The organism is Moraxella sp. ZY200743, assembly GCF_050885545.1.
GTDB lineage: Bacteria > Pseudomonadota > Gammaproteobacteria > Pseudomonadales > Moraxellaceae > Moraxella > Moraxella haemolytica.
Genome location: NZ_CP091313.1, coordinates 406964 through 432747 on the forward strand (window position 1 = coordinate 406964; position 25784 = coordinate 432747).

The 25784-nt window shown below is 42.8% G+C and carries 21 protein-coding genes; 10 read left to right on the forward strand and 11 right to left on the reverse strand.

The annotated features are described in order from the left end of the window. Nucleotides 1-344: 344 nt before the first annotated feature. Both L3D27_RS01945 and L3D27_RS01950 read left to right on the forward strand, forming a co-directional pair. Nucleotides 345-1961: an OmpA family protein gene (locus tag L3D27_RS01945; RefSeq protein WP_432481405.1), complete on the forward strand. Its 1617-nt coding sequence runs from the start codon at nt 345-347 to the stop codon at nt 1959-1961. Between the two features lie 162 nt (nt 1962-2123). Continuing rightward, nucleotides 2124-2876 (forward strand): pseudouridine synthase, encoded by a 753-nt coding sequence (locus tag L3D27_RS01950; RefSeq protein ID WP_432481407.1) that lies wholly within the window; start codon nt 2124-2126, stop codon nt 2874-2876. A gap of 23 nt (nt 2877-2899) precedes the next feature. On the opposite strand, the gene L3D27_RS01955 is transcribed toward L3D27_RS01950, so the two are convergent. Further along, nucleotides 2900-4660, reverse strand: coding sequence for a M61 family metallopeptidase (locus L3D27_RS01955; protein WP_432481408.1), 1761 nt, complete (start codon nt 4658-4660; stop codon nt 2900-2902). Between the two features lie 188 nt (nt 4661-4848). Here L3D27_RS01955 and L3D27_RS01960 point away from each other — a divergent pair, with 188 nt between their 5' ends. Beyond that, nucleotides 4849-5334, forward strand: coding sequence for an FKBP-type peptidyl-prolyl cis-trans isomerase (locus L3D27_RS01960; RefSeq protein ID WP_432481409.1), 486 nt, complete (start codon nt 4849-4851; stop codon nt 5332-5334). Between the two features lie 338 nt (nt 5335-5672). Here the strand turns inward: L3D27_RS01960 and nqrF are convergent, their stop codons facing one another. The 6 genes from nqrF to L3D27_RS01990 are packed head-to-tail and all read right to left on the reverse strand — an operon-like array spanning nt 5673 to nt 11760. After that, nucleotides 5673-6908, reverse strand: a complete 1236-nt coding sequence (gene nqrF, locus L3D27_RS01965; protein WP_373627823.1) for an NADH:ubiquinone reductase (Na(+)-transporting) subunit F — start codon at nt 6906-6908, stop codon at nt 5673-5675. Nucleotides 6909-6918: 10 nt separating this feature from the next. Then, entirely contained in the window at nt 6919-7527 is a 609-nt protein-coding gene (gene nqrE / locus L3D27_RS01970) for an NADH:ubiquinone reductase (Na(+)-transporting) subunit E (protein ID WP_284674008.1), read from the reverse strand. Continuing rightward, on the reverse strand, nt 7527-8186 hold the full coding sequence (locus tag L3D27_RS01975; protein ID WP_284674009.1) for an NADH:ubiquinone reductase (Na(+)-transporting) subunit D: 660 nt from the start codon (nt 8184-8186) through the stop codon (nt 7527-7529). The genes nqrE and L3D27_RS01975 overlap by 1 nt, the downstream gene beginning before the upstream one ends. A 1-nt stretch (nt 8187) precedes the next feature. Beyond that, nucleotides 8188-9174, reverse strand: coding sequence for a Na(+)-translocating NADH-quinone reductase subunit C (locus L3D27_RS01980; protein WP_432481410.1), 987 nt, complete (start codon nt 9172-9174; stop codon nt 8188-8190). Then, the gene (locus L3D27_RS01985) at nt 9161-10387 is read right to left on the reverse strand and encodes an NADH:ubiquinone reductase (Na(+)-transporting) subunit B (RefSeq protein ID WP_373627820.1); all 1227 of its coding nucleotides are present in this window, start codon (nt 10385-10387) and stop codon (nt 9161-9163) included. The genes L3D27_RS01980 and L3D27_RS01985 overlap by 14 nt, the downstream gene beginning before the upstream one ends. Nucleotides 10388-10413: 26 nt before the next feature. Continuing rightward, a complete protein-coding gene (locus L3D27_RS01990; RefSeq protein WP_432481411.1) occupies nt 10414-11760 on the reverse strand; it encodes a Na(+)-translocating NADH-quinone reductase subunit A in 1347 nt (448 codons plus the stop codon). 460 nt (nt 11761-12220) lie between these two features. On the opposite strand from L3D27_RS01990, the gene hisA reads away from it, so the two are divergent. Continuing rightward, nucleotides 12221-12946: a 1-(5-phosphoribosyl)-5-[(5-phosphoribosylamino)methylideneamino]imidazole-4-carboxamide isomerase gene (gene hisA / locus L3D27_RS01995; RefSeq protein WP_432481852.1), complete on the forward strand. Its 726-nt coding sequence runs from the start codon at nt 12221-12223 to the stop codon at nt 12944-12946. Between the two features lie 328 nt (nt 12947-13274). Here the strand turns inward: hisA and L3D27_RS02000 are convergent, their stop codons facing one another. Then, nucleotides 13275-14069, reverse strand: coding sequence for a helix-turn-helix domain-containing protein (locus L3D27_RS02000; protein ID WP_432481412.1), 795 nt, complete (start codon nt 14067-14069; stop codon nt 13275-13277). A gap of 168 nt (nt 14070-14237) precedes the next feature. On the opposite strand from L3D27_RS02000, the gene L3D27_RS02005 reads away from it, so the two are divergent. The 5 genes from L3D27_RS02005 (at nt 14238) to L3D27_RS02025 (ending at nt 20426) form a co-directional block, all read left to right on the forward strand. Then, on the forward strand, nt 14238-15200 hold the full coding sequence (locus L3D27_RS02005) for a proline racemase family protein (RefSeq protein WP_432481413.1): 963 nt from the start codon (nt 14238-14240) through the stop codon (nt 15198-15200). Between the two features lies 1 nt (nt 15201). After that, nucleotides 15202-16479: an NAD(P)/FAD-dependent oxidoreductase gene (locus L3D27_RS02010; RefSeq protein ID WP_432481414.1), complete on the forward strand. Its 1278-nt coding sequence runs from the start codon at nt 15202-15204 to the stop codon at nt 16477-16479. Between the two features lie 42 nt (nt 16480-16521). Next, on the forward strand, nt 16522-17388 hold the full coding sequence (gene dapA, locus L3D27_RS02015) for a 4-hydroxy-tetrahydrodipicolinate synthase (RefSeq protein ID WP_432481415.1): 867 nt from the start codon (nt 16522-16524) through the stop codon (nt 17386-17388). A gap of 11 nt (nt 17389-17399) precedes the next feature. After that, nucleotides 17400-18887, forward strand: coding sequence for an aldehyde dehydrogenase (locus L3D27_RS02020; protein ID WP_432481416.1), 1488 nt, complete (start codon nt 17400-17402; stop codon nt 18885-18887). Between the two features lie 96 nt (nt 18888-18983). Then, nucleotides 18984-20426, forward strand: coding sequence for an alanine/glycine:cation symporter family protein (locus tag L3D27_RS02025; protein ID WP_432481417.1), 1443 nt, complete (start codon nt 18984-18986; stop codon nt 20424-20426). A gap of 545 nt (nt 20427-20971) precedes the next feature. Here L3D27_RS02025 and L3D27_RS02030 read toward each other — a convergent pair. Both L3D27_RS02030 and rnr read right to left on the reverse strand, forming a co-directional pair. After that, nucleotides 20972-22210 (reverse strand): hypothetical protein, encoded by a 1239-nt coding sequence (locus L3D27_RS02030; protein ID WP_432481418.1) that lies wholly within the window; start codon nt 22208-22210, stop codon nt 20972-20974. A gap of 151 nt (nt 22211-22361) precedes the next feature. After that, nucleotides 22362-24608: a ribonuclease R gene (rnr, locus tag L3D27_RS02035; RefSeq protein WP_432481419.1), complete on the reverse strand. Its 2247-nt coding sequence runs from the start codon at nt 24606-24608 to the stop codon at nt 22362-22364. A 92-nt stretch (nt 24609-24700) separates the two neighbouring features. On the opposite strand from rnr, the gene rimI reads away from it, so the two are divergent. After that, complete coding sequence (gene rimI, locus L3D27_RS02040) at nt 24701-25189, forward strand: ribosomal protein S18-alanine N-acetyltransferase (RefSeq protein WP_284674020.1); 489 nt, start codon at nt 24701-24703, stop codon at nt 25187-25189. Nucleotides 25190-25270: 81 nt separating this feature from the next. On the opposite strand, the gene infC is transcribed toward rimI, so the two are convergent. Further along, on the reverse strand, nt 25271-25768 hold the full coding sequence (gene infC / locus L3D27_RS02045; protein ID WP_373627930.1) for a translation initiation factor IF-3: 498 nt from the start codon (nt 25766-25768) through the stop codon (nt 25271-25273). Nucleotides 25769-25784: the final 16 nt, after the last annotated feature.

Sequence of the window (25784 nt, forward strand, 5' to 3'; positions counted from 1 at the left end):
AAAGAGCATAAGTAAATAGTATAAGTATAACAGGTTAAATCAATTTGGCAAATTGCAAACTTGCAATACCAAAAAACAAGCCAGATAAGCTGATGTAGCCAAAAGATATTTAGATAACTAATGGAGTGCGGTACAGCTTTTGTGTAAAAAAATCGACTTTATATTGAGATTGATGATAGTTTTGTTTGAGTATTGTTGCCAGCCCTTTATTATTGGCGAAAGTTAAGTCACAATAGCGATATTAACAAATTTGTTCCTGCACAGTGTATTTTTAGCGGTGTGTGGAATTGTTTGTTAAATACACTAATAATATGAATACGCCAAATCAATCCACTGGAGTTTTTATGAGTCTTATCAATACCCTTTCCCAATCGGTTACTCCGCATGTTTTAGCAGCGACTGCAACTCACGCAGGAGATAATACCACCAAATCAAAACTACTTTCTGCATTCTACGCCATCTTTGTCTCACGCCTAGCAGATGAAGCTGTATATAATCGCCTATTGGCACTAAGTCCTGTGGATTTAGATAATGGTCGTACTGTTTTTGATGTGGTGTTTAATGACAACGATGTCAATCACGCCACCAGTCTCAATGACAAACTAGCAACCGAGTTTAACCTACCTGCAACAACCGCCAGTACCTTAACCGCTGTATCAGCACCACTTATCCTACAAAAGCTAAAAGAGCTGTCGGACGCTGCTGTTTTGCCAGTGTTTTTAAAAGACAATTCATCTGCGTTTAGCTCACTTGTTCCATCATGGGCGTATGCCTTATTGCCTGTTGGTTTATTTGGTGGAAAGAGCGTTGCAAGCCAGTTGGACGCCAAGCCTGTTGAGCCACAAAAAGTCGCTCCTGAAACCATTGCAGCCAAACCTGTAACAACCACGCACATGGGGCATGATGAGCAAGAAAAGGGCGGTTTCTTAAAGAGCTTATTACCAATCATTGGACTAATCATTTTGGCAGGTCTGGCATGGTTGCTACTACGCAGCTGCCAAGACAGACCAGTGCCTGTAGCTGCCCCTGCTGAAAAACCAGTCGAGTCAGCTCCTACAACCACTGTGGCAACAGATGCTACGCCTGCCACTTTAAATATTGCTGTTGATGAGACTGGCGATGCCATCTATTCATGTCATGGTCAGGCGGGTACAGAAAGTGTTCTTGGTAGTATCCGCATCGCCATTGCAGGTGTGTTTGGTGTTGATAAATGCAAGTTACAAACAGCAACTGGCTATTCTGATACCATGCCAACAGCAGAGCATCTACCTGCCATCTTGGGTTTAATGAAAGGTGTGCCAAGCTCAAGCGTGAGCATCGCTGATAAGGTCATTCGCTTTAATGCAGCTAATGAAGCCGATATTCAAAAGTTAATTGATGGTGCTAAGGGTATTTTGCCGACTGACTTTACTGTAGAAGTAGAGCCAAAACTTGATATTGCGGCTGCTGTGGCAGAAAGTATCAATTCAGCTAAAGAGATTATCTCTCGACTTGGCGATAAAACAGCGACTGATGATATTATTCGTGCTTTAAACCTACAAATCATCAACTTTGAGGTTGATTCAGACGAAATCCCCGCCGAGAACAAAGAAATCCTTGATTTGGCAGCCATGAAAATGGCAGACCTGCCAGAGCTGACCCTAAAAATTATCGGTCATACTGACAATCAAGCATCGCATGAATATAACAAAACACTATCAGAACAGCGTGCTGCCGCCGTCCGTGATTATCTGGTATCAAAAGGTGTGCCTGCTGAGCGTCTTAGCATTGAAGGTGCCAGTTATGACCACCCAGTAGCCTCAAATGCTACCGAACAAGGTCGCTTCCAGAACCGCCGTATTGAGTTTACTTTATCTCAAGCAGGCGAGCAAATTGCAGCAGTGGGTAACGCACCCACCAGTAAAGCAACCAAAAAAGCACAAGCCAATCAAGCATCAGAGGCTAAGACTGACAAAAAATAATTGATGGATTTGTCCATGACTTGTTAGGCTTAAGGGCTGAATTTAGAAAATTAAGTTTGGAAAATTCAGTTTGGGTGATTTGTCCAAGCAATCAAAACCAGATGATGTTAAACTATCATCTGGTTTTTTATTGATTTTATAAGCGTGTTGGTTTAATTGGTGATGGAAAAGTTGGTTTTGTTTAATAAGCCGTATGGGGTGCATAGTCAATTTCGTAAAGAGCATGACCAGATGCAGACTTTGGCGGATTTTTTTGATGATAAGAGTTTGCGTGTCGCAGGGAGATTGGATAAAGATAGTGAAGGTCTGCTTATCTTAACCAACAGCGGTGGTATTAATCATGCCATCACCACGCCAATGCACAAAGGCGGCGAAAAAAAGTTTGGTAAGACTTATTTGGTGCAGGTAGAGAATAATCCGACTGCTGAGCAGATAGCACAGTTAGAACAAGGGGTTATGCTAAAAGATGGTAGGACGCTACCTTGTCAGGTGCGACTGCTAGATGAGTTGCCCATTAACCTATGGGAGCGAAACTCACCCATTCGTGAACGAAAAGCAATACCAACGGCATGGCTTTCCATTACCATTTATGAAGGTAAAAACCGCCAAGTTCGCCGCATGGTTGCTCATGTGGGTCTGCCGTGTCTTAGGCTTATTCGTTACCAGATTGGCGTGTGGTCGCTGGCTTGGGGTGGCTGTCAGCTCGGTGTGGGCGAATCTTATGAAATTACCATGGATAAACAAACAATGGCTCGCTTAGGTCTTAGCACCCTTGATAATGGCTCATCAAATCCCAAAAATAAGCCAAGCGGTCGCATAAAATACAACAAAAGAGTTACCGCTTCTCACAAAAGGCACAAGACAAATAAAGGTGCTTATTCATCAAAACCTTTAAAGCCGTCCGCTTTATCGTAAAGTGGACGGCTTGAAAATCAAGTTTAACCAAGCCATTGGTTTGGACGGTTTTCTTGTAATGTAAATTGACGATATTCATAGGTGTCGAAGCCTACTTCAAATATCATCAACTCATCACGGCGAAAGGCGTGTATGCTGACACTTTGGTGGTGACAAGATTGATGTTTGCTTGCGGTTTGTAACTGTTTTTGGTTGGCTTTGATACCATCTATGGCGATGATGACATCGCCTGTAGATATACCTGCCAAACTTGCTGCACCGTGACGCACCAAATGCTTGACGGTCAATCCTACACCAGATTCATCACAAGTCATACCCCAAGGCTTTTGGGTGGTTTGGGCTTGAATGGTGATGCCAATGTCGCTTAACATCTCTTCAATTGGCAAGGCGACACGACCAACCACATAATCATCAAAGAATGATTGCCATACCGCATAAGGAATAAAGCCTGTGATGACCTCGCCTAAGTTTTCATGTGTCATGCCAAATCGCTTGTTATCTTGGGCAAGGGCTTTTTGATAGAAGGCTTTAATGACATCAAACAAGCGATACTTGCCATTTGAGTGCTTAATAAGGGTTAAATCAAGCAACAAGGCAATCAGTGCCCCTTTATTATAATAACTGACGCCCTGATTGGTGTAGTTTTCATCAGCACGATATAGCTTAATCCACGCATCGAAGCTAGATTCTGCCACGCTTTGCAAATCCCTACCTTCAGTCTGATAGTAGCGATTGATTGCTGCTGTTAAGCGGTTTAAATAAGAGACTTTGTCAATCACGCCAGAGCGTAGCAACATAAGGTCATCAATATAACTGGTAAAGCCTTCAAACACCCATAATAATGGCGTAGGAGCTTCTGTTTGCAGGGTTGTTGTCATCATGACATCAGGTCGCACAGTCTTAACCCACCATGCGTGAAAATATTCATGGCTACACAGACCCAAATACCGCTGATAATCATCGCTTGGTATGGCAGGTTCAAAGGCGGTGGGCAGGTCGGTGCGTGGGCTGACTAGGGCGGTTGAATTGATGTGTTCTAATCCACCATAATCACTGCCTGTAATCATTGTCATGAAGGTATAGTCATTAAAAGGGGCTGTACCCAGTTCATCTAGGTAGGTTTGGCAGATTTTGGCGACATCTGTTTTTAGACGCTCAAGATTGCCACGATGCTTGCCTGCAATAAAGAAGCGGTGTGGTAAAGCTGTGCCATGCTCATCATGCACCACAAAATCAAACTCATCTTGACTGGCAATCTCAAAAGGATAATCATAGCATTCAAAGGCGGTTATGGGAGAAAGCTGGTAAGATACCAAATCATCATCACTATGCTTGGTATGACCAAGACCGCAAGCAAGCGTTGCGTTGGGGTTTTTGGCATAAAAAGCATTTGGCACTTGCAAGGTGATATTGGCAAGATTGTTTTCCCGCCCTTGCACCATGAGTAAGAGTGAGCTAAAGTTACCAAACAAGCGAGTATTATCAACAAAAGCTGCACGCACTGACAAATCATGACAGTAAACCTCGTAATGCACCTTGACCTCATCGCCTGCCTTGATGTGGCTCAGCTGATAGCTGTTTTTGGATAACTTGAGAGAGTCGCACAGTTTGCCGTTATGTTCATACTGCACCAAAGTGATGTTTTTACTAAACTCACGAATCATGTAGCTACCTGCTATCCAAGTGGGTAGCCACAGTATCGGTGCATCCTCGCCCGCCACAAAACTTAGTGATACATCCACCAAATGGGCGTAAAAACGGCGAAAATTAACTAAATAGTTCATCTTTATTTTCTCATGATGGTTGGTTTGGTATATCATAGCATTTTTGGTGTGAGCTTAAAAGTGATAAGCACAAAAGCAGGTTTTTGCAATTTTACCAAACAATTTGCCAAAAGTCTGTTATAATGGGTGGGAATATGTTTGTGGTAGTGATGCCACTATCCAATGAATCTTTTTAAAGGAAAACTTTTATGACAGCAATCAGCAAAGACACCATTGTTCAGTTTAACTATACCCTCACCAATGAACAAGGCGAAACTCTTGACCAGTCTCGTGGCGAGCCATTGGCTTATTTACATGGTCATCATAACATCATTGCAGGCTTAGAAGCTCAAATGGAAGGTAAAGTTGCTGGCGATAAATTCGTTGCTACTGTTGCTCCAGCCGATGCTTATGGTGAATACTTGGCAGAAGCGGTGCAATCTGTACCTCGTGCTAACTTCCAAGGTATGGATAATATTGAAGTGGGCATGCAATTTCAATCGCAGACTGATGATGGTCATGTGATGCTTGTTACCGTTAAAGAAGTCACGGACGAAGAAGTGGTGGTTGATGGTAACCATCCGCTAGCGGGTCAGACGCTAACCTTTGATGTAGAGATTGTAGAAGTGCGTGCTGCTACCGCAGATGAAATTGCTCACGGTCATGCACATGGTGTGGGCGGACATCATCATTAATAAACTGACTGATTAGCAAAACACCCCAAACACTAATGGCTGTTGAGGTGTTTTTTTATTTAATGGCTGTCTATGTTGTTCGTGGCAAATGGTTTGTTTGATTGTCGTAAGTCAATGGGTGGTTTAAGCTGATATTGGTGCACTGGTTCTCTTAAAATAATAAAAGCTCTTTAGAGACGAAGTTTACTTTGCTCATACACCCATGGACTAAGTGGTATCCAAGGCCCATCAAGTACGCCAAGCAAATAAGATTGCTTATTTGGATTGAAAAGTGGATTTGATGATTTTGATTGAAATAAAAAACCCGTCCAAATAGGACGGGTTTTTTGAGCTGATTATTAGCCCCCGAAGTCATCAAGCAAGATATTTTCATCTTCTACGCCCAAGTCTTTGAGCATTTTGATGACAGCAGCATTCATGACCGGTGGCCCACACATATAGAACTCACAGTCTTCTGGAGCCGGGTGGTCTTTTAGGTAGTTTTCATACAGAACATTGTGAATAAAGCCTGTATAACCTTCCCAGTTGTCTTCTGGCATTGGGTCAGACAGGGCGACATTCCAAGTAAAGTTTGGAAATTCTGCCGCTAGACCATCATAATCCTCAACATAGAACATCTCACGCTTGGAGCGAGCCCCATACCAAAAGCTAATCTTGCGGTCAGATTTTAGGCGTTTTAGTTGGTCAAAGATGTGCGAACGCATCGGTGCCATACCTGCACCACCACCGATAAAGACCATCTCTGCCTTAGTGTCTTTGGCGAAGAATTCACCATAAGGACCTGATACGGTAATCTTATCGCCTGGCTTTAGGCTAAATACATAAGATGACATCTTGCCAGGCGGAATGCCTTCGCCACCACGAGGTGGGGGACTGGCGATTCGGATATTAAATTTGATGATGCCTTTTTCTTCTGGGTAGTTTGCCATAGAGTAGGCACGAATCACGGGTTCATCAACTTTTGAGGTGTATTGCCATAGGTTGAATTTATCCCAGTCTTCATGATACTCTGGGTCAATGTCAAAATCTTTGTAATGCACGGTATGTGGTGGTGCTTCTAGTTGCACATAGCCACCTGCACGAAATGGGACAACCTCGCCCTCTGGGATTTTAAGGGTAAGCTCTTTAATAAAGGTTGCCACATTGTCGTTTGAGATGACCTCACATTCCCATTTTTTAACATCAAAGAATTCAGGGTCAATCTCAATCGCCATGTCTTGCTTGACCGCCACTTGGCACGCCAGACGCATGCCATCACGAATCTCGCCTTGGGTAAAATGACCTTCTTCGGTAGGCAAAATATCACCACCGCCAGAGATGACCTTACAGCGACACTGACCACAAGTGCCACCACCACCACAAGCTGATGATAGGAATATGCCTTGATTGGCAAGGGTCTGTAGAAGTTTACCGCCTGCTTCGACCGAGATGTTATTATCAGGGTTTTCGTTAATATTAATGTTGATATTGCCTGTACTGACAAGCCGACTGCGTGCGATGAGAATCACCACCGCAAGGCCCATAATAATGGCGGTAAACATTATTACGCCAAATATTGCTGTTCCAAATTCCATTCTTTTCCCCTTATAACGACATACCGCCAAAAGACATAAAGCCTAGCGACATCAGTCCTACGGTAATAAAGGTAATGCCAAGACCACGCAAAGGTGCTGGCACATCAGAGTATTTGAGCTTCTCACGAATACCTGCCAGTGCTGCAATCGCAAGTGCCCAGCCAGTACCTGCACCCACACCATAGACGATGGACTCGCCAAAGTTATAGTCTCGCTCCACCATAAACAGTACGCCACCCATGATGGCACAGTTTACGGTAATCAGCGGTAGATATACACCCAGTGCGTTATATAGGCTTGGCATGAATTTATCCAAGAACATCTCCATGATTTGTACTACCGCTGCAATCAAGGCGATATAAGAGAGTAGTCCTAGGAACGATAAATCCATGTCAGGATAACCTGCCCACGCAAGTGCTCCATCTTTTAGTAGGAATTGATACAACAGGTTGTTCAGTGGTACGGTGATTGCCATGACCACGATGACTGCAATGCCAAGACTGATCGCTGTTGAGACTTTCTTGGAGATGGCGATGAATGTACACATGCCCAAAAAGTAGGCAAGTGCCATATTCTCAATAAACACCGAAGTGATAAATAAATTTAGATAGTGTCCCATTAGTGTGCTCCTCCCTTAGAATTTGGCTTGATGACAAATTCGGCAGGCTCAACTTGATTTGGTTTCCCAAGACGAATGATGGCAATAAACAGAGCGATGATAAAGAATGCTGATGGTGGTAGAAGGAGTAAGCCATTTGGCACATACCAACCGCCATCAGTAACTTTGCTTAAAATCTCAATGCCAAAGAGCGAACCATTGCCCAGTAGCTCACGAATCACTGCCACAAAAATCAGCACTGCTGAGTAGCCAAGACCATTACCGATACCATCTAGGAAGCTAGGAATTGGTGGATTACTCATGGCAAAGGCTTCGGCACGACCCATGACGATACAGTTGGTGATAATCAGACCAACGAATACCGATAGAGCCTTGCTGGTGTCATAAGCGACTGCCTTTAGGATCTGATCAACCACAATCACCAACGAGGCAATGACAACCATCTGTACAATGATACGGATAGATGATGGGATATTGTTGCGAATGATTGAGATAAAAAAGCTAGAAAATGCCGTTACCAAAGTCAAGGCAATACTCATAATCAATGCGTTTTTAATACTGGTCGTAACCGCCAGTGCCGAACAAATGCCCAAAATTTGTAGTGCGATGGGGTTGTTATTAAATATCGGCTTGGTTAAGATTTCTTTGGTGTTAGCCATTTTATGCCCCTCCTTTTTTCAGATTGTCCAAAAATGGCTTATAGCCTTGTTCGCCAAGCCAAAATTGTAGCAAGTTATGCACACCACGACTGGTCAAAGTCGCACCACTCACACCATCTACATAGTTTGGATTTGGCTTGGGTGTGCCTGCTTTGACAACGCCTGTAGCCACTTGACCGTTCTCATTGTAGGCTTGCTTGCCTACCAGCTGATTACGCCATTTTGGCTCAGCCACAAGTGCACCTAGACCTGGGGTTTCTTTATGCTCATAAAAGCTAATGCCCTTAATGGTGTTCAAATCACCCTCTAAGGTCAAAAAAGCGTACATCGTGCCCCAAAGACCGTAGCCGTGCACAGGCAGTACCACAAGCTCTGGCTTGCCTTCTGCATCAGGCTTGACATAGATCTTGGCAAATTTTGGAGTTGCCTTGATGCCTGCTGGATCTTCTGTTAACGGATTGTTAAGTTTTGGGTCTTTAGAGGCTGCATTGGCATCATAAGCACTAACATCGCCAATCCCCACAGATGATAATTCCTCACTGGTGGCGTATTTGCCTGTGGCAAGGTTGACTAACTTAACCTCAAAGTCTTTAAACTTATCATCAACTTCACTGCTTGTGGCAGTTGCTTCTGCCAAACCACCTGCAATCAAGATGTTCTTGTTGCGGTCAAGGGCTTGGTTGGCTTGTTGTTTTGGTTTTAAACCAACAGCGACTGCCGATACCAAAATCGAGCAGACCAAACACAAGATTAAGGCAACCATTAGAGTCTGACCATTACCGCCTTTTTTTGGGGTCGGAGCATCTGCTTGGTTGTCTTGCACATCTTCGCTTTGAGCAATACTAGATTCTTGGTTGTTCGTCTTTAACACTGCTTCGTCATTGGCATTTTCGTCTGCTTTTACCTCATCTGGTAGAGAGTCGTTGGTTTGACCACTTGGTGTGATAAGGTCGTTCGCCCTTGCTTTATCAATATCATTTTGAGACATAATGCATTCTCCGTGCTGTTTGGCGTTTGATGTTGGCTTGGGTTACAAAGTAATCAAACAAAGGTGCAAACAAGTTAGCGAATAAAATCGCCAGCATGATACCCTCTGGGAACGCAGGGTTAATCACACGAATGACCACTGTCATAAAGCCGATAAGTAGTCCATACGCCCAGCGTCCTGTGTTGGTGTGTGCGGCGGATACGGGGTCAGTTGCCATAAATACTGAACCAAACATAAATCCACCAACAACCAAATGCCAATGAGGTGCAAGCCCCATCATTGGATTCTCACCGCCAATCATATTAAAGATAAAGGCAGTAACCACAAGACCGATGATAGAACCTAAAATCACTCGCCAACTGGCGATTTTCATATAGCAAAGTACGATACCGCCAATAATGATCGCAAGGGTTGAAACCTCACCAATAGAACCTTGCATTTGCCCTAAGAATGCTTGACCCCAAGATAGGGTATTGCCATAAGCATCAACAAATTTGTCCGCTGTGATACCTACTGCTGCTTGCCCTAGTGGGGTTGCACCAGAAAAGCCGTCCACAGCTGTCCATACCGCATCGCCTGACATAGATGCAGGGTAAGCAAAATACAAGAACGCACGCCCAGCCAATGCAGGGTTTAGGAAGTTTTTACCTGTACCGCCAAAGACTTCTTTAGCAACGACCACACCAAAGCTAATGCCAAGTGCAACCTGCCATAGTGGCGTGTCTGGTGGTAGCGATAGGGCAAAGAGTACTGAAGTTACAAAGAAACCTTCGTTCACTTCATGCCCACGCACGACTGCAAAAATAATCTCCCACAAAATACCCACCACAAAGGTTACGGCATAAATTGGCAAAAACTGCATCGCTCCATAAGCAAAAGACGCCAAAATGCTATTTGGGTCATAGCCAAAAAGCCCTGTAATGATGGTACGCCAGCCATCAGGAGTAATGCCAGCGTGAGCCATGTAGGTCAATGCTTGAAAGCCGACATTGTACATACCCCAAAACATCGCAGGGAAAGTACATAGCCACACGGTAATCATAATGCGTTTTAAGTCAATGCCATCACGGACATGAGAGGCACTATAAGTTTGAGAGCTTGGTTGACGAAAGAAAGTGTCAAACATCTCAAAAATGGCATAGTATTTTTCGTATTTTCCGCCTTTGGTAAAGGACGGTTCCATACGGTCAAAGATATTGTGAATAAATTTCATCGCTTCTTTTTCCTTGTTGTTATGTCCTAGCCTTCAGCTTCAATACGAGTTAAGTTATCACGCAAAATGTCGCCAAACTCATATTTTCCAGGCGATACAAAAGTGCATAACGCCAAATCTTCTTCATCAAGCTCCAACGCTCCAAGCTCCACTGCTTTTACAATATCTTCTGTGATTAATGCACGCAGTAGCTGGGTGGGTAGATAATCTTGAGGCATTACTTTTTCATAAGAGCCAATCGGCACCATTGCACGAGGTGAGCCGTTGGTGGTGGTAGTAAACTTGTATTTCTTGCCTTTGAAAAATTGCGATAAGTAGATTGGCAAGAATGAGAAGCGGTTTGTTCCCAAAGTAAAAAAGTGCATGGTGGGGCGTTCAAAACCTTCCGCTAAGACGGATACTTGATTGTGAAAGCGACCTAAATGAGCAACAGTAGAGCTGTACTTACGACCTGATAACACCGAACCTGAGATGATGCGATTTACCTCATCTGTCAGCTCGCCACGAGTCAATTCTGCCAAATCTGCTCCCCGAGTAGTGCGAATTAGGCGTGGGTTTTTGACTGCAGGGCCTGCCAAACTGATGATGCGGTCGGTATAAATTTTACCTGTGGTAAATAGCTTACCAATAGCAATCACATCTTGATAACCAATCGTCCAGACTTGTACGCCACGAGCCAGTGGATGTAAAAAGTGAATATGCGTACCTGCATTACCCGCTGGGTGTTTGCCTGTAAAGCTGTGATATTCGGTGCTGTTAGCGACATTGGTTGCTTTGGCTGGGGCTGTCTGACCATGGCAGACAAATGTCTTTGGTGATAAGGTTGAGATGATTGCTAAGCCGTCATTGAATGCCTCAATATCAGCATTGATGATGTCGCTGGCATCGGCACATAATGGGTTGGTGTCGGTGGCGGTAACAAAAATCGCTGACGGTGTGCTGTCAATTTCTGGTGTGCGACTAAATGGGCGAGTACGAAATGCTGTCCACTCGCCTGATGCAACCAATTGTTCTTTAACAACTTCTGTATCAATAGATGCCAAATCTTTAGAAGAATAGGCGTTAAAAGTGATTTCTGGTGCCGTCGCTTCATCAACAGCGATGACGATGCTTTCAAAGACACGACGCTCGCCACGATTGATGGCCACCACATGACCACTGGTTGGGGCGGTGTATTTGACACCTGCACGCTTTTTATCTTCAAACAGCACTTGTCCTTTGGCAACAATATCGCCTTCCTTGACACTCATGGTCGGACGCATACCGATGTAATCATAACCGATAAGGGCGACTTGAGTTGGCGTGTGCTCACTAATCTCTTTGGCGGGTTCGCCCATGATGGGCAGGTCCAAGCCTTTTTTGATGGTAATCATAAGCGCATACTTAAATTAAGACCAAAACACACCAGCACAGGCAAATCCAACATCAAGTATTGTTGTGGCTGCCCAAAGGCTGGCTACCAAGATCCTAAAAACATCCAAAACTTACTGGCGTGGTCATGCCAGCTGGTAAGTTGATTTTGTCTAAAGGTGTGTATGTGTGGGTAAAAGTGGGTATGTGCTTTATTGCTAAAACTTTACCAAGTTGCCCCAATTCATACAATAATCCTATCAATTATACGCTAAATTATCAAAAATTTACAGAGTTTTTAGTGATTTGGCTGTCAAAAAGTTCATCAAATCCATGATATTTAATGATTTTTCAGTTAATCTAAAATTTTTGTATAAAAAATTAAAAATATTGCCTAAATTTATTATTATTTGTTACAATCGCAGGGCTAATCATTTTGGTTGTTTTTTGTTATTTGAAAAGAAAAAAGAGTGTCTTATGTCTATGTTAATTATTCCTGCAATCGATCTTAAAGATGGTAAATGTGTCCGTCTCAAACAAGGACGCATGGAGGATGATACGGTATTTAGTGATGACCCTGTTGCCATGGCGACACAGTGGGTGGCACAAGGGGCAAGACGCTTGCATTTGGTGGATCTAAACGGGGCGTTTGATGGCGTGCCTGTACATAAAGAGGTGGTTGCCGCCATCGCTAAAGCTCATCCACAATTGCCCATTCAGTTGGGTGGCGGTGTACGCAGTCTTGAGACCATTCGCCATTATCTAGAGGTGGGGCTAAACTATATCATTATTGGCACTAAAGCTCTTGAAAATCCTGAATTTGTTGATGAAGCTTGCCGTGAGTTTGCAGGGCATATCATTGTTGGTATTGATGCTAAAGATGGCTATGTGGCGACACATGGCTGGGCAAATGTTACCGATACTCGTGCCACCGACCTTGCCAAGCGATTTGCTGATGCCGGTGTGTCGTCCATCGTTTATACCGATATCGCCAAAGATGGCATGATGCAGGGTGTTAATATTGATGAAACAGTCAAGCTTGCTAAATCTTGTGGCTTGCCCATCGTTGCATCTGGTGGGGTAACTAATATGTCAGACATTGAGCAACTAAAGCCTCACAGTGAGTATTTGCTTGGGGCGATTACAGGGCGTGCCATCTATGAAGGGACGCTGGATTTATCAGAAGCACAGACCTTTTTGGATAAATAAGCACAATAAAAAAGAGCGAGATGATTCGCTCTTTTTTATTGGACGGCATTTAGTTGTTTTGATGGGCATTCAACACCCAAATTGTGCCATTGCTAAGTAGTAGATAAGCAATGCCTTGTGTCAACAAGTCTACTCTACTGGTAATAGTTTAATAACTGTATTAAAAGTTAATAGATTAACTTGACTTTGAAATCAGGTGATGAGCAATATAATCATCCCCGCTTATCCTGCAAATGCCAAAATGATGCAATGGCTCGTGTTAATCATAGTACGGCTTTTTCAATTTTGTGATATAAAAGCAATGTATGGCAAAGTGCTATAAGTACAGCTAAATCATCCTTTTGCGAAAATCACTGGGTGACAAACCTGTAAGCTGCTTAAACTGTCTACTAAATGCACTGTGGTCTGTATATCCGCACTGAATGGCAATCTCAATCACCGATTCATTGGGGTTTTGTAGTAATTTGACAGCTTTTTCTAGACGAATTTTTTGCAACATTTGCTGTGGTGATAGATTTAATACTGAACGAAATAGTCTCTCCAGTCCAGAAATGCTAAGTCCTGCTATGGTTGCAAGTTTATTGATGGTAATTTTGTGCTCAGCATTGTCTTGCATATAATTAATGATTACTGCAAGCTTTTCATGGGCTTTTAATTTGTAGCTATTATCCTTGTCAATATCAATGGAAACACCGACCATTGCTATGATTTCATTTGTTTTCTTATAAATTGGGATTTTGTGTGTAATACACCAACCTAGCTTGCCAGATGGATAAGTATGTAGTTCTAACCTGTCTACGATGGGAGAGCCTTCCAAAACTTTTAGGTCTTGTATCATATACTCCCTCCCTTGTTTGTCGCCAAACATCTCAGTAGGAGTTCTGCCAATAATTTGTGCATCATTATTGACATCTAGTCTAGTTTTTAACGTTTGATTCACCGCCATGTATTGTGCTTGAGTGTTTTTTATAAAAAACACTGTTGAGCTTAGCAGATCAAGAAGGGGAATGATGGCTTGGATACTGGTGATGAAGCTATCAAAATCATTAACCAGATATTGGATATCGGCACTATTTTTATTAAACCCTAGTATTTGTAATTGGGGTAAGGCGTATGTGTGCATGCTTTTTGCTCCAAAGTATGGTGCATTGTATCAAATCTGAATGATTGATTGTATGCAAATTGTGCTAAATTCGGCGTTTTTTTAAAGAAATATATCAAGCTTGGTTTTTAAAAAATCACTAACATAAACTCAAGGATTAATTGAGGCATTAAAACAGGAATAAGATTTATGAGTCATCAAAATTTTTCTCTACACCTAATTGACTCGCACACAGGAGGTGAGCCTACACGCATGATTTATAAGGGATTTCCTGAATTGATTGGACGGAGTGTTGCTGAGAAGTTGAAGGATTTTAAACAAAATTATGACCATCTTCGCCGATCTATTATCTTGGAACCTCGTGGTAGCGAAGTGATGGTTGGTGCCTTGCTTGTGCCGCCAAGTGATGATTCTGCTGTGGCAGGTGTTATCTTCTTTAATAATGAAGGATATCTTGGCATGTGTGGACATGGCAGTATTGGCGTGATTACTTCTTTGGCCTATCAAGGGAAAATTGGTGTTGGCGATCATCGATTAGAAACTCCAGTTGGGATTGTTACAGCAACACTGCATGAAGATGGTAGTTGTAGCATTCGTAATGTGCCATCTTATCGTTACCGCAAACAAGTGGTGGTAAATGTACCTGACCTAGGCATTATCCATGGTGATATCGCATGGGGTGGTAATTGGTTCTTCTTAATCAATGATCATGGGCAAGATTTGCAACCTTCAAATATCAAGCAATTAACGCAAGTGAGTCTAAAAATTAAATCAGCACTTAAAAATCAGGGTATTATAGGTGATGATGGTGGCGAGATTGATCATATTGAACTGTTTGGCAAATCTAATATCGCTGATAGCAAAAGTTTCGTTCTTTGTCCAGGTGGGGCGTATGATCGTTCACCCTGTGGGACAGGCACTAGTGCCAAAGTTGCTTGTTTGGTTGCTGATAATAAACTTAAGCCAACCACCATTTGGCGGCAGGAAAGTATCATTGGTAGCGTATTTTTGGCAAGCTATGAGCTTGGTGATGATGGCTATAATCAATCTGAAAGCGTAACAATTATCCCAACAATCAGAGGAAGTGCGTATATTAGTGCTGAAACCAAACTTGTAATGCAGGCGGATGATCCATTTCGTTGGGGGTTTTAAAATGAGTGAAATTAAGACTGATGCTGATTTTTATATCATTGGTGGCGGTGTGATTGGATTGTGTACGGCAATGCGATTGCAGTCTCAAGGTCAGTCTGTGGTAATTTTGGAGGCTGGTACGGTAGGTGCTGGTGCTTCTTTGGGCAATGCAGGACATATTGCAACGGAGCAGGTTTTTCCCATTGCAGATCCAAGCGTTATTAAGCAACTACCCTCAATGCTCTTTGATCCGCTTGGTCCGTTGAGATTGGATTGGGCTTATTTGCCAAAACTGTTTCCGTGGGCAATCAAGCTGTTGTTATCTATGAGAGATGAGTCATTTCAAAGAACTCATGAGGCGTTAAAGCAGATAAATGGTGTTAGCCTATCTGCTTGGCAGAATTTTGCAGACAAGTGGGGCTTGGATAAGTGGGTTCATACTCACGGCTCTCTGCTGACAGCTGAATCCCAATCTTCTTTATTGCAACTAAAGCAACATGGTGAGAAATTAGTTGCTCTTGGTGTGGCAAATGACTTTGTTTCTCAAGATGAGCTGGCAGAACGAGAGCCTGCATTGGCAAGCAATCAATTAGGTGCGTTATTTTTCCCTAATACCGGTCATATCAGTAATTTAGAGGGGGTATACAAAGTATTGATTACTCACTTTGTTGGGATGGGTGGTGTCATTTGCGAGAATTGTAAGGTCAATAAAATTGACGCCACAGAACAGACTGTGCGTTTGATAACTACTAAGGGTGAGATTCTTGCTCCGCACATTATAATTAGTGCAGGAGCATTCTCAAAACCCTTGGTAATGCAAGCGACAGGCGTTGAAGTTGCACTGGATACAGAGCGGGGCTATCATTTGATGCTACCCAATGAATCAAGCCGTCTTTGCGTGCCCGTAACAAGCATGGACCGTCGTTTTATTATGACGCCGATGCATGCAGGACTTAGATTGGCGGGTACGGTTGAATTTGCAGGGCTTAAAAAGCCGGCCAATATGCAGCGTGCTTATAACCTGCTTAAGCTTGCCAACCCCATGTTTAAGCAAAATTTAGATGATTCACAATCTGAACCTTGGATGGGATTTAGACCTTCTACAGCAGATTCATTACCTGTTATTGATAAGCTTGGAAGGGTTTATCTGAATTTTGGACATCAGCATTTAGGGCTAACACAAGCAGTGATCAGTGCACAACTAATTAGTGATTTGTACTTTAATCAACCATCAGCTATTGATCGCAATCCGTATAAGCTAGAGCGATTTGGTCGCTCTAATATAGGTGATTTTGATTGACAGTTAATTTAATTAAACATAGCTAAATCAAGGAGAAGCTATATGAATATCCATGGTATTTTGGTGCCAATTGTTACTCCATTTGACAAAAATGGTGCAGTGGATGTGCCAACATTGCAAAAGTTGGTTACTTCTTTTATTGACAAAGGTGTGGCTGGTATCGTTGCTTGCGGTACAACTGGTGAATACTACACCCTATCACAAAAAGAGCGTGAAGTGGTAATGACAACCATCGCCAAGTATGCCAAAGGCAAAGTCAGTCTGATTGCTGGGGTGAATAGCTTGTCAACTGACCACACCATTGAGCTTGCTCATCAAGCCAAGGAGATGGGTTATGAGGGGTTAATGCTATCAGCAAACCCATATAGTCTGCCGGAACAAGCAGGCATTATTGCTCATTTTGAAAAAGTGGCCGATGCGGTAAAACTGCCAATCATTATGTATAATTTTCCTGCTCGAGTGGGTGTGAATATTGAATTTGAAACTGTTAAGCGTTTATCTAAGCATCCTTACATTGTGGGCATCAAAGAAAGTAGTGGTAATTTTAGCCACGCACTTCGTATGCTACAAGCTAAGTTTGAAAATTTTGAGATTGTTTGTGGCTGTGATGATCAGCCTGTTGACTTCTTCTTTTGGGGGGCAAGAAGTTGGATTGCGGGGGCTGCTAATGTCTTTCCAGAAGAGCAAGTTGCGATTTATCAAGCTGCTTGCAATGGCGATTGGGATGAGGCACGCCATATTATGACAGAGATTTATCCCGCCATTCATTCAATGGAATCTGGCGATTATAATCAAAAAGCCAAAATTGGTTGCTTGAAAGGTACAATTGATGTTGGTGGCGTACGCTTGCCATTGGTTGATGTTCGTGATGAAGATAAACAAGCGTTTTTATCATTGTTAAATGGTTAAGGTTGTGTATTATGATGGCAAAAAATAAAGAAGCTGTTTTTGAGGCAGCAAAGCAGGGTGTATTGTATGCAGGCAATTTAATTGTTGATGCCAGTCCGTGTCAAGCCACAATGCCAAACACTACTCCAATTGACAACAGTGTCATTGGTAAAATTGACGATGCCACCGAAGAACATGTCAATCAAGCGGTGGCATCAGCTCGTAATTGCTTTAATAAAGGTACTTGGAGGGATAAGCATCCTGCTGAACGAAAGAAGATTATGCAAGCATGGTCGGCTCTACTAAAAGAACATGTCGAAGAATTGGCGGCATTGGACTGTATTGATGCAGGCAAGCCAATTAGTGAGTGCATCAATACCGATATGCCAGCAACGCTAGACACTTTTGATTGGTATGCTGAGGCGATTGATAAGGTTTTTGGCGAAGTTGCACCAACGGATAATGGTGTTGTTTCATGGATTGTTAAAGAGCCGATTGGTGTGGTGGGTGCTGTACTACCATGGAACTTTCCAGCTCAAATGTTTGCATGGAAAGTAGCACCTGCACTCATCATGGGTAACAGCGTTATTGTAAAGCCTGCTGAGCTTACCAGTCTTTCAGCGTACCGCATGATTGAATTGGCTTATGAGGCAGGTGTACCAAAAGATGCCCTACAGATGATCTGTGGTCGAGGTGAAGTGGTGGGTGCTGCTATTGGCAAGCATATGGATATTGATATGGTATCCTTTACTGGTTCAACCGAAGTTGGGCGTTTATTCTTGCAGTATTCGGCACAAAGTAATCTTAAAGAGATTGTTTTGGAGTGTGGGGGTAAAAGTCCGCAGATTATCTTTGAGGATGCTATCATTGATGAAAATATGATTAACAATGTACTATCTGCAGCATTTTGGAATATGGGTGAAAACTGTAGCTGTGGCTCTAGATTGTTGGTGCATAGCAGTAAAAAGCAGCTTCTACTTGAAAAGTTGATTGAAGGCTTGTCTGCTTGGAAAATTGGCGACCCACGCCATGACGATGTTGTCTTAGGACCCATGATTGAACAAGCACACTTGGACAAGGTGGTTCATTACCTAGAAACCGCCAAATCAGAGGGGGCGTCACTGGTAACGGGTGGCAATTTGCTTTCAGACTTGGGTAGTGGATGGTATATCGAGCCGACGATTTTTGATAATGTGACTGCTGACATGACTTTGTTTAAAGAGGAGGTATTTGGTCCTATTTTGGCTGTGACGACATTTGAGAGTAAGGAAGAAGCTATCAATTTGGCGAATGATAGCAGTTACGGTCTAGCTGCATCGTTCTATACCCAAAGTCTTAAGTGTGCATTGACGGTTGCCAGAAAAATACAAGCAGGCACAATATCTATTAATGGATTTTCAGAGGGTGACATCACAACCCCATTTGGTGGCTATAAGCAATCAGGATTTGGTGGTCGAGATAATGGGATTGAGGCGTTGGAGCAATACTGTCAAACCAAGACCATTTGGGTGATTTGCTAAGTAATAAGGACATTCAAGACCCTACCATGCATTAAATGCAAAACCTTTGGGATGCATATTCCATTGGCGGGGTTTATACAACTCAAGGAAATGAATATGGAAGATTTCATCAATACCGTAGTAGGTTATATTTGGAGTGATGCTCTGGTGTATCTGGCTTTGGCTGTAGGCATCTACTTCACCATCGCTACAAAAGGTGTGCAATTTCGCTATCTAAAAGAAATGATTCGTCTATTGTTTGATAAGAATAATTCAGATCAAGGTGTTACTTCATTTCAGGCGTTTTGTATGGCGTTATCTGGTCGTATTGGCGTGGGTAATATTGCTGGCGTAGCTACTGCGATTGCAGCTGGTGGTCCAGGGGCGGTTTTTTGGATGATTGTCATGGGACTGTTGGGCGGTGCCAGTGCTTTTATTGAATCTACTTTAGCACAAGTCTATAAAGAAAGCTCAGATAAGCAGTATCGTGGTGGCTCGCCTTATTATATTGAAAAAGGCTTAAAGATGAAGTCTTTTGCGATATTTGTCGCCGCTGTAGTTTGCCTATCGTACGGTGTACTTGTGCCAGGCGTGCAGGCAAACACCATCAGTGATTCATTCAAAACCGCTTTTGGATTATCGCCCATAGTGACAGGATTGATGGTCATTGTGCCTTTGGCTTTTATCATTTTTGGTGGCATTAAGCGTATTGCTAGATTTGCCGACAAAGTCATTCCTTTTATGGCAATCTTCTACATTCTTATGATGTTGGTGATTTTAACCTTTAATGCCGTTGCCATTCCTAGTATGATTGCTTTGATTGTAAAAAGTGCGTTTGGTATGGATGCTGTGTTTGGTGGCATCGTTGGTATGGCAATTTCTTGGGGTGTTCGCCGTGCAGTCTTCTCTAATGTTGCTGGTGCAGGCGAGGCGACATTCAGTTCTGCTGCTGCAGAAGTTTCACATCCTGCCAAGCAGGGTCTCGTACAGGGATTTTCTGTCTATGTGGACACAGTGCTTGTATGCACCGCTACAGCATTGATGATTTTGTCAACAGGCATGTATAATGTTCAAGGTCCAGATGGCGCTATGTTGGTTGAAAATATGCCTGGTGTTGCCGCTGGTACAGCATTTACCCAAGCGGCGGTTTCAACTATTTTTGCTGACTTTGGACCAGCATTTGTTGCATTGGCTATATTCTTGTTTGCCTGGACCTGCTTGCTTGCCTATTATTATATTGCCGAGACAGCCTTGGTATACTTGGATAATCAATTGCGTTATCCTTATTTAAAAACTGTACTTAAGGTCGTATTTTTGATAATCTGTTTCTTTGGTAGCGTGCAATCAGCAGGTATGATGTGGGCATTGGGCGATATTGGTTTTGGTGTTATGTGTTATTTAAATTTCATCGCCATCCTGCTGCTAAGCAGAGTAGCTTTCAAGGTTCTAAAAGACTATGATAATCAGATGAAGCAAGGCTTAGATCCAGTATTTGATCCCAGAAAGGTGGGTATTGAAAATGCAGATTTTTGGGTGGAGTATAGCGATAAACACCGCTGATGAATACCTAAGATATGTATCATTGAATGGGGTGTTATTAAAAACAGCACAATAAATACCTTCTCACTACAATCCCCACCCTATTCTTTAATGGATATTTTCCTGTTTGCAGAAAAGGGAATATCAAGTGGGGGGTGGGTTGAGTATAACCCTGCAAGAAACTCCCAATAAACTTCTGTATTTTGTGTTTGATTGGTCTTTGATAATAGTGTAAGGACTGTTTAACATGACTAAACAGTCCTTCTGATACCTTATCAAGTCGTTTTTGCATGGTGGTTCTGACTGATAGGTTGTGCCTCTTAGCAAGCTGTTTATAAGTTTATTTTCCTTGTGTGTATTCTTGCCAAATTTGATCATTGCTGATGTCAGCTCTCTCAACAAAATACCAAAAAACATTCCTACGCCGTCTTTCTTGCTTACCTTGTTTTTTACCATTGCTCTTGGTATTTGTAGAGTCATGGTTATGGCATGTTTTTTAATTTCCATAAAACCTATTTAAAACCATATGGCATCAGACTTTGAGTGGGACAGAGCAGGGATTTTGTCTATTGAGTCTGAGCATTCAACACCCAAATTGTGCCATTGCTAAGTAGTAGATAGGCTTGATTATCATTGGAGAGAATTTTGATGATTGGTGCTGGTAAGTTATCAGATAAAGATACAATATCGCCCTCGGTGGTCAAAATACTGATTTGACGATAGCCTTTATGGGGAATGAGAGCAAAATTGTTACGACCTGCCACCATATTGGTATCAAATTCACCAATCGCATGATTAGAGTAACCTTCGCCCAAGACTTTTTCATTCAGTTGATCGCCAGATTGTATGTATTTGACAAACCGTCCGACCAAATGGGGCATTTGTATGGCATAAAGATTATCACCAAACACAAAAGGTGACTGCCAGCGATTGTTTGATAAAGGCGTGCTTTGGGCAATGATTTGTAGTTGGTTATCTACATTGCCAATAACAACCGTGCTTGCTCCATACCCACCACCTGCAATGGTTGTTACCAAATGATTGCCCTTGCTGTGAGGTAAAATCTCAAAGGTATTTGCCTCAAAAACCAAGCCTCTAACCGTTAAGGGCTTGCTAAGCGGTGTAAGACTATGCCGTTCTAAAAATTGCACCTGCCTTGCCTCAATATCATCGCCTAGTACGCCATGCCGATAAGTTCTGCTGTCTGGGTGGGATAGGACGGCAATGTGTCCGTTGGTATTATCGCCTGTAAAATTGATTTGTACAGGGCGAGCGTCTGGCATGACAGAACCAAAGCGAGCAACTGCTTGTACACGATTTCCTACCACTTCAAGGCGAACAAGGCTTGCCGTACCGTCATCATGAGCCTCCACAGCAATGGTTGCCAAAGGTAGCATGAGCATGGCGGAGTGGGGCGATAGGCGAATGGATGAGTGGTAACGCTGTCCATTTTGGATTAGGTTAAAGTAACCATCTTTGTCGGCAAAAGCCACTTTATCAAACTTTGCCACAGCGGAGACGCTTGATGATACGCCCTTAGCGAGTTTGATTGGTTTGTCTGGGTGTGGCACTTGCCAAAGCTCGGCTTTGTCATTGATGATGAGTGGACTGGTGTCATCAACAAGGGTGATTTGTTTGGCAACTCCCACTTCAGATAAATCAAGCTCGCTGAACGCATAAAACCGCTCACGCATGGACTGACTGGTTGAGCTTGTGTGTTCGGTGCTGGGTTTGGCACAGGCGGATAAGTTTGCCCCAAGTAGGGTAAGACTTAAGGTTAGGGCGAGTTTGCGAAAATGATTCATTTTACTGCACATCCAAAGTTTTAATGAGTTTTCCTGTATGGTCGTAGCGTTCAGCTTTGGTGATTTTGCCGTGTTGATAAAGTATTCGACTCATCGTTGTGCCTGTTTCATGATGAATACTCCAATGACTTTTACGGTTAGGTTGAGTGGTTTAGGATTTTTTCTTTTTACCTTTATTGGTTTTGGTTTTTTTGGGTGTTTTGTCCGTCTTTTCTACCAATGCAAAGTCCACCTGCAACAAATCCATATTCACGCCAGCAACCTTAATCAAAAGCTGTTCGCCCAGTTTAAAGATACTACCACGCTCGCCAATGAGTGCTTGCTCTCGCTCATTGTATTCATAATACTCAGCTGATAGATTTGAGATGTGAATTAGCCCATCGATAAATAGATCATTGAGTGTGATGAATAGCCCAAAATTTGTTACGGTGGTGATTGTTCCCATAAATTCATCACCCAAGTGCTTTTGCATATAATGGCACTTCAACCATGCCTCTACATGGCGGCTTGCCTCTTCAGCACGGCGTTCGGTGATGGAAGTTTGTTCACCTGCTTCATCTAAGGTTTTATAAATCGTGTTTTTAGATTTTTTTCCTGTTGTTTTATCCTTAATGGCTCGATGGAGCATAAGGTCGGGATAACGGCGAATTGGACTGGTAAAATGGCTGTATTCATCATACGCCAAACCAAAATGACCGATATTATCAGGGCTATAATTTGCCTGCATCATAGAACGCAGTAGCATAGAGTGAATGCTTTGGGTATCAGCTCGTCCTTCGGTCGCCTTGATGACTCGTTGATAGTCGGCATGACTGGGCGATTCATCAGGGAAGGATAAGCCAAAGGATTTAAGATATTCAGAAAGTTTGGCGGATTTTTCATCGGATGGCTTGTCATGGTTGCGATACAAGGCAGGTAAATCGTGTTTAAGAGCAAAATTTGCCCCACAAGTATTAGCAAGTAGCATCATCTCTTCAATGAGTTTGTGAGCATCGCCACGAGTGCGTTTTTTGATGTCTTTAATGTCGCCATCTTTGCCAAAGACGATGTAACTTTCCGCTGTTTCAAACGCCATTGCACCACGCTCGGTACGCTTTTTATCCAAAATTTGATAAAGTTGATACAGGGTATCTACCGATTTACACACAGCAGGGTTCTTGACCAAATCATCAGGCAAGGTCTCATTGGTGGGGTCGTCAAAATAAGCATTTACTTGATTATAAGTCAAGCGAGCTTGCGAATGCATGACAGCAGGATAAAACTCATAGCCTGTTACCTTGCCTGCTTTAGATAGCTTAATATCCGCCACCATACAAAGGCGATCTACTTTGGGGTTGAGTGAGCATAGACCGTTAGACAGTACCTCTGGGAGCATGGGAATTACACGGTGGGGAAAATACACGCTTGTGCCACGCTCATAAGCATCTATATCAAGAGGCGACTGGGGGGTTACATAGTGGCTGACATCAGCGATGGCAACCACCACACGGTAGTTGCCTCCTGCCCGTTTGCACGCATAGACCGCATCATCAAAGTCTCTTGCATCCTCGCCATCAATCGTGATGAGTGGTAAATCTCGCAAATCCACTCGCCCTGCACAATCTGCCACAGTTGGCTCACCATAGCTGTCTGCTTGTTCTAGTGTAGCTTTACTAAACTCAAACGGTATGCCGTGATTTAGTAAGGTGGTCTCAATGATTAATTCACGGTCGTTTAGGTGGGTTAGAACCTCACTGATTTTGCCTGTGGCGTATTCTTGATAAGTGGGCATATCAATAATTGCCACTTTGACGCTATCGCCCACACCCACGCCAAAGCGTGCCACCTCATCATCGGTCAGTGTGATGGGTTGATGACTATTTGCTCCTGATAACTGAACAAAGTAGCCGTCATCATCACGCTGTATGATACCAACAAACTCAGTACTGGCTCGGCTGATGATGTTTGTAATGCGAGCCTCTGGGTTGCCACGAAATTCGCTTGCCACAGCCTCTACCACATCACCATCAAAGACCACACGCATTTGTTTTTCATGGACAAATAAGTCGGGCATGTCATCTAGTGTGATAAAACCAAAGCCTTTAGGATTGGCGATGATTCTGCCCGTTATGGTGGTAGGTAAGGGTGCAATGCTAAAATGAATGCCATCAGTGCGTTCTAATTGCTTGTCTCTTAGCATTGCTTTTAAGCGGTTGGTTAGGGCAAAAAATCTCTCTTCGTCGCCCAAAATTTCAAAATGTAGTCCCAAACTTTCCATTGTGGCAGGTTTGCTGTCGTTATTTAATTGGGCAATGGTTTGTAGGATAAGCAGGCGTGAAGGAATGGGGTTTTGGTATTTATTTGCCTCATCGTGGGCATTGGGGTCGTTCCAGATAGGTGTTGTTTGATTTTTTTTCATAAACTTCTCATCAAAATTTTTACAATTTTACTAAAAATAAAATAGATTTTCGTTTATCATATCACACTTTTAAGGGAAATTTTTAGTTAAATATGATGGCTACAGTATTTCAAATTGATGACGCACGCCGTGCTGAGCAGGGTGGTTATGTCAGTCAAATAGCTCGCATTGAGCGTGAGCTGTTTTTTGATGCTTGGGACAGTTTGTCGGTCTGTTCAATGCTGTCGCAGTTTGGGGTTGGGCTTTTGATCGCATTGAATGATGAAGATGAAGTGGTGGGTTATTTGATTTATCAGATTGTCTTTGAGGTGGCGGAGGTCTTACGCATTGCGACAGATATTGGTTTTCAAAAACAAGGCATGGGCAAGATGCTTCTTGATGAGTTTGATGTGTTGTGCAAGGATAAGGGGGCGGAAAGAATACTGCTGGAGGTGAAAGCTGATAACACCTCTGCAATACGCTTATATACAAGGCAGGGTTTTCATCAGATAGATGTTAGAGTGGGTTATTATAAAGATGAATGGGGGGTGGTTGATGCTTTAATCATGCAAAAGGAGTTGTCATCAGCCGAGTATCAATAACCATCAATATGAAAAAATGGCATAAAAATAGCAAGAGTAAATATTCTTGCTATCTATGCTCTTTTGCTAAAGCATGGTCGGTTATTTCTTTTTGGCAGGACCTAATAGCATGCCCATTTGACGACCTTCAACTTTAGGGGCTTGTTCCACAGTTGCTACTTCTTCGGTGTCTTTGATGATGCGTTCTAGCTGAGCCTTACCAATTTCTTGGTGAGCCATCTCACGACCACGAAAACGGATAGAAACCTTGACTTTGTCTTTATCTTCCAAAAATTCCACAATCTTGCGTAGCTTAACCTGATAGTCTGCTTCTTCGGTGCCTGGTCTAAGCTTGATTTCTTTAACTTGGGTTTGCTTTTGGTTCTTTTTGGCTTCTTTTGCTTTTTGTTTTTGGTCGTACAAATAGCGTTTATAATCCATAATTTTAGCAACGGGTGGCTTGGCATCAGGGACGATTTCAACCAAATCCAGTCCTTCGTCGCTGGCGGCTTTTAAAGCAGTTTTTAAATCTACCACACCCAATTGCTCGCCATCTTCTTTGACTAAGCGAACTTCTTTGGCACGAATATCTTCATTGATATTTAAACGGTTTGAC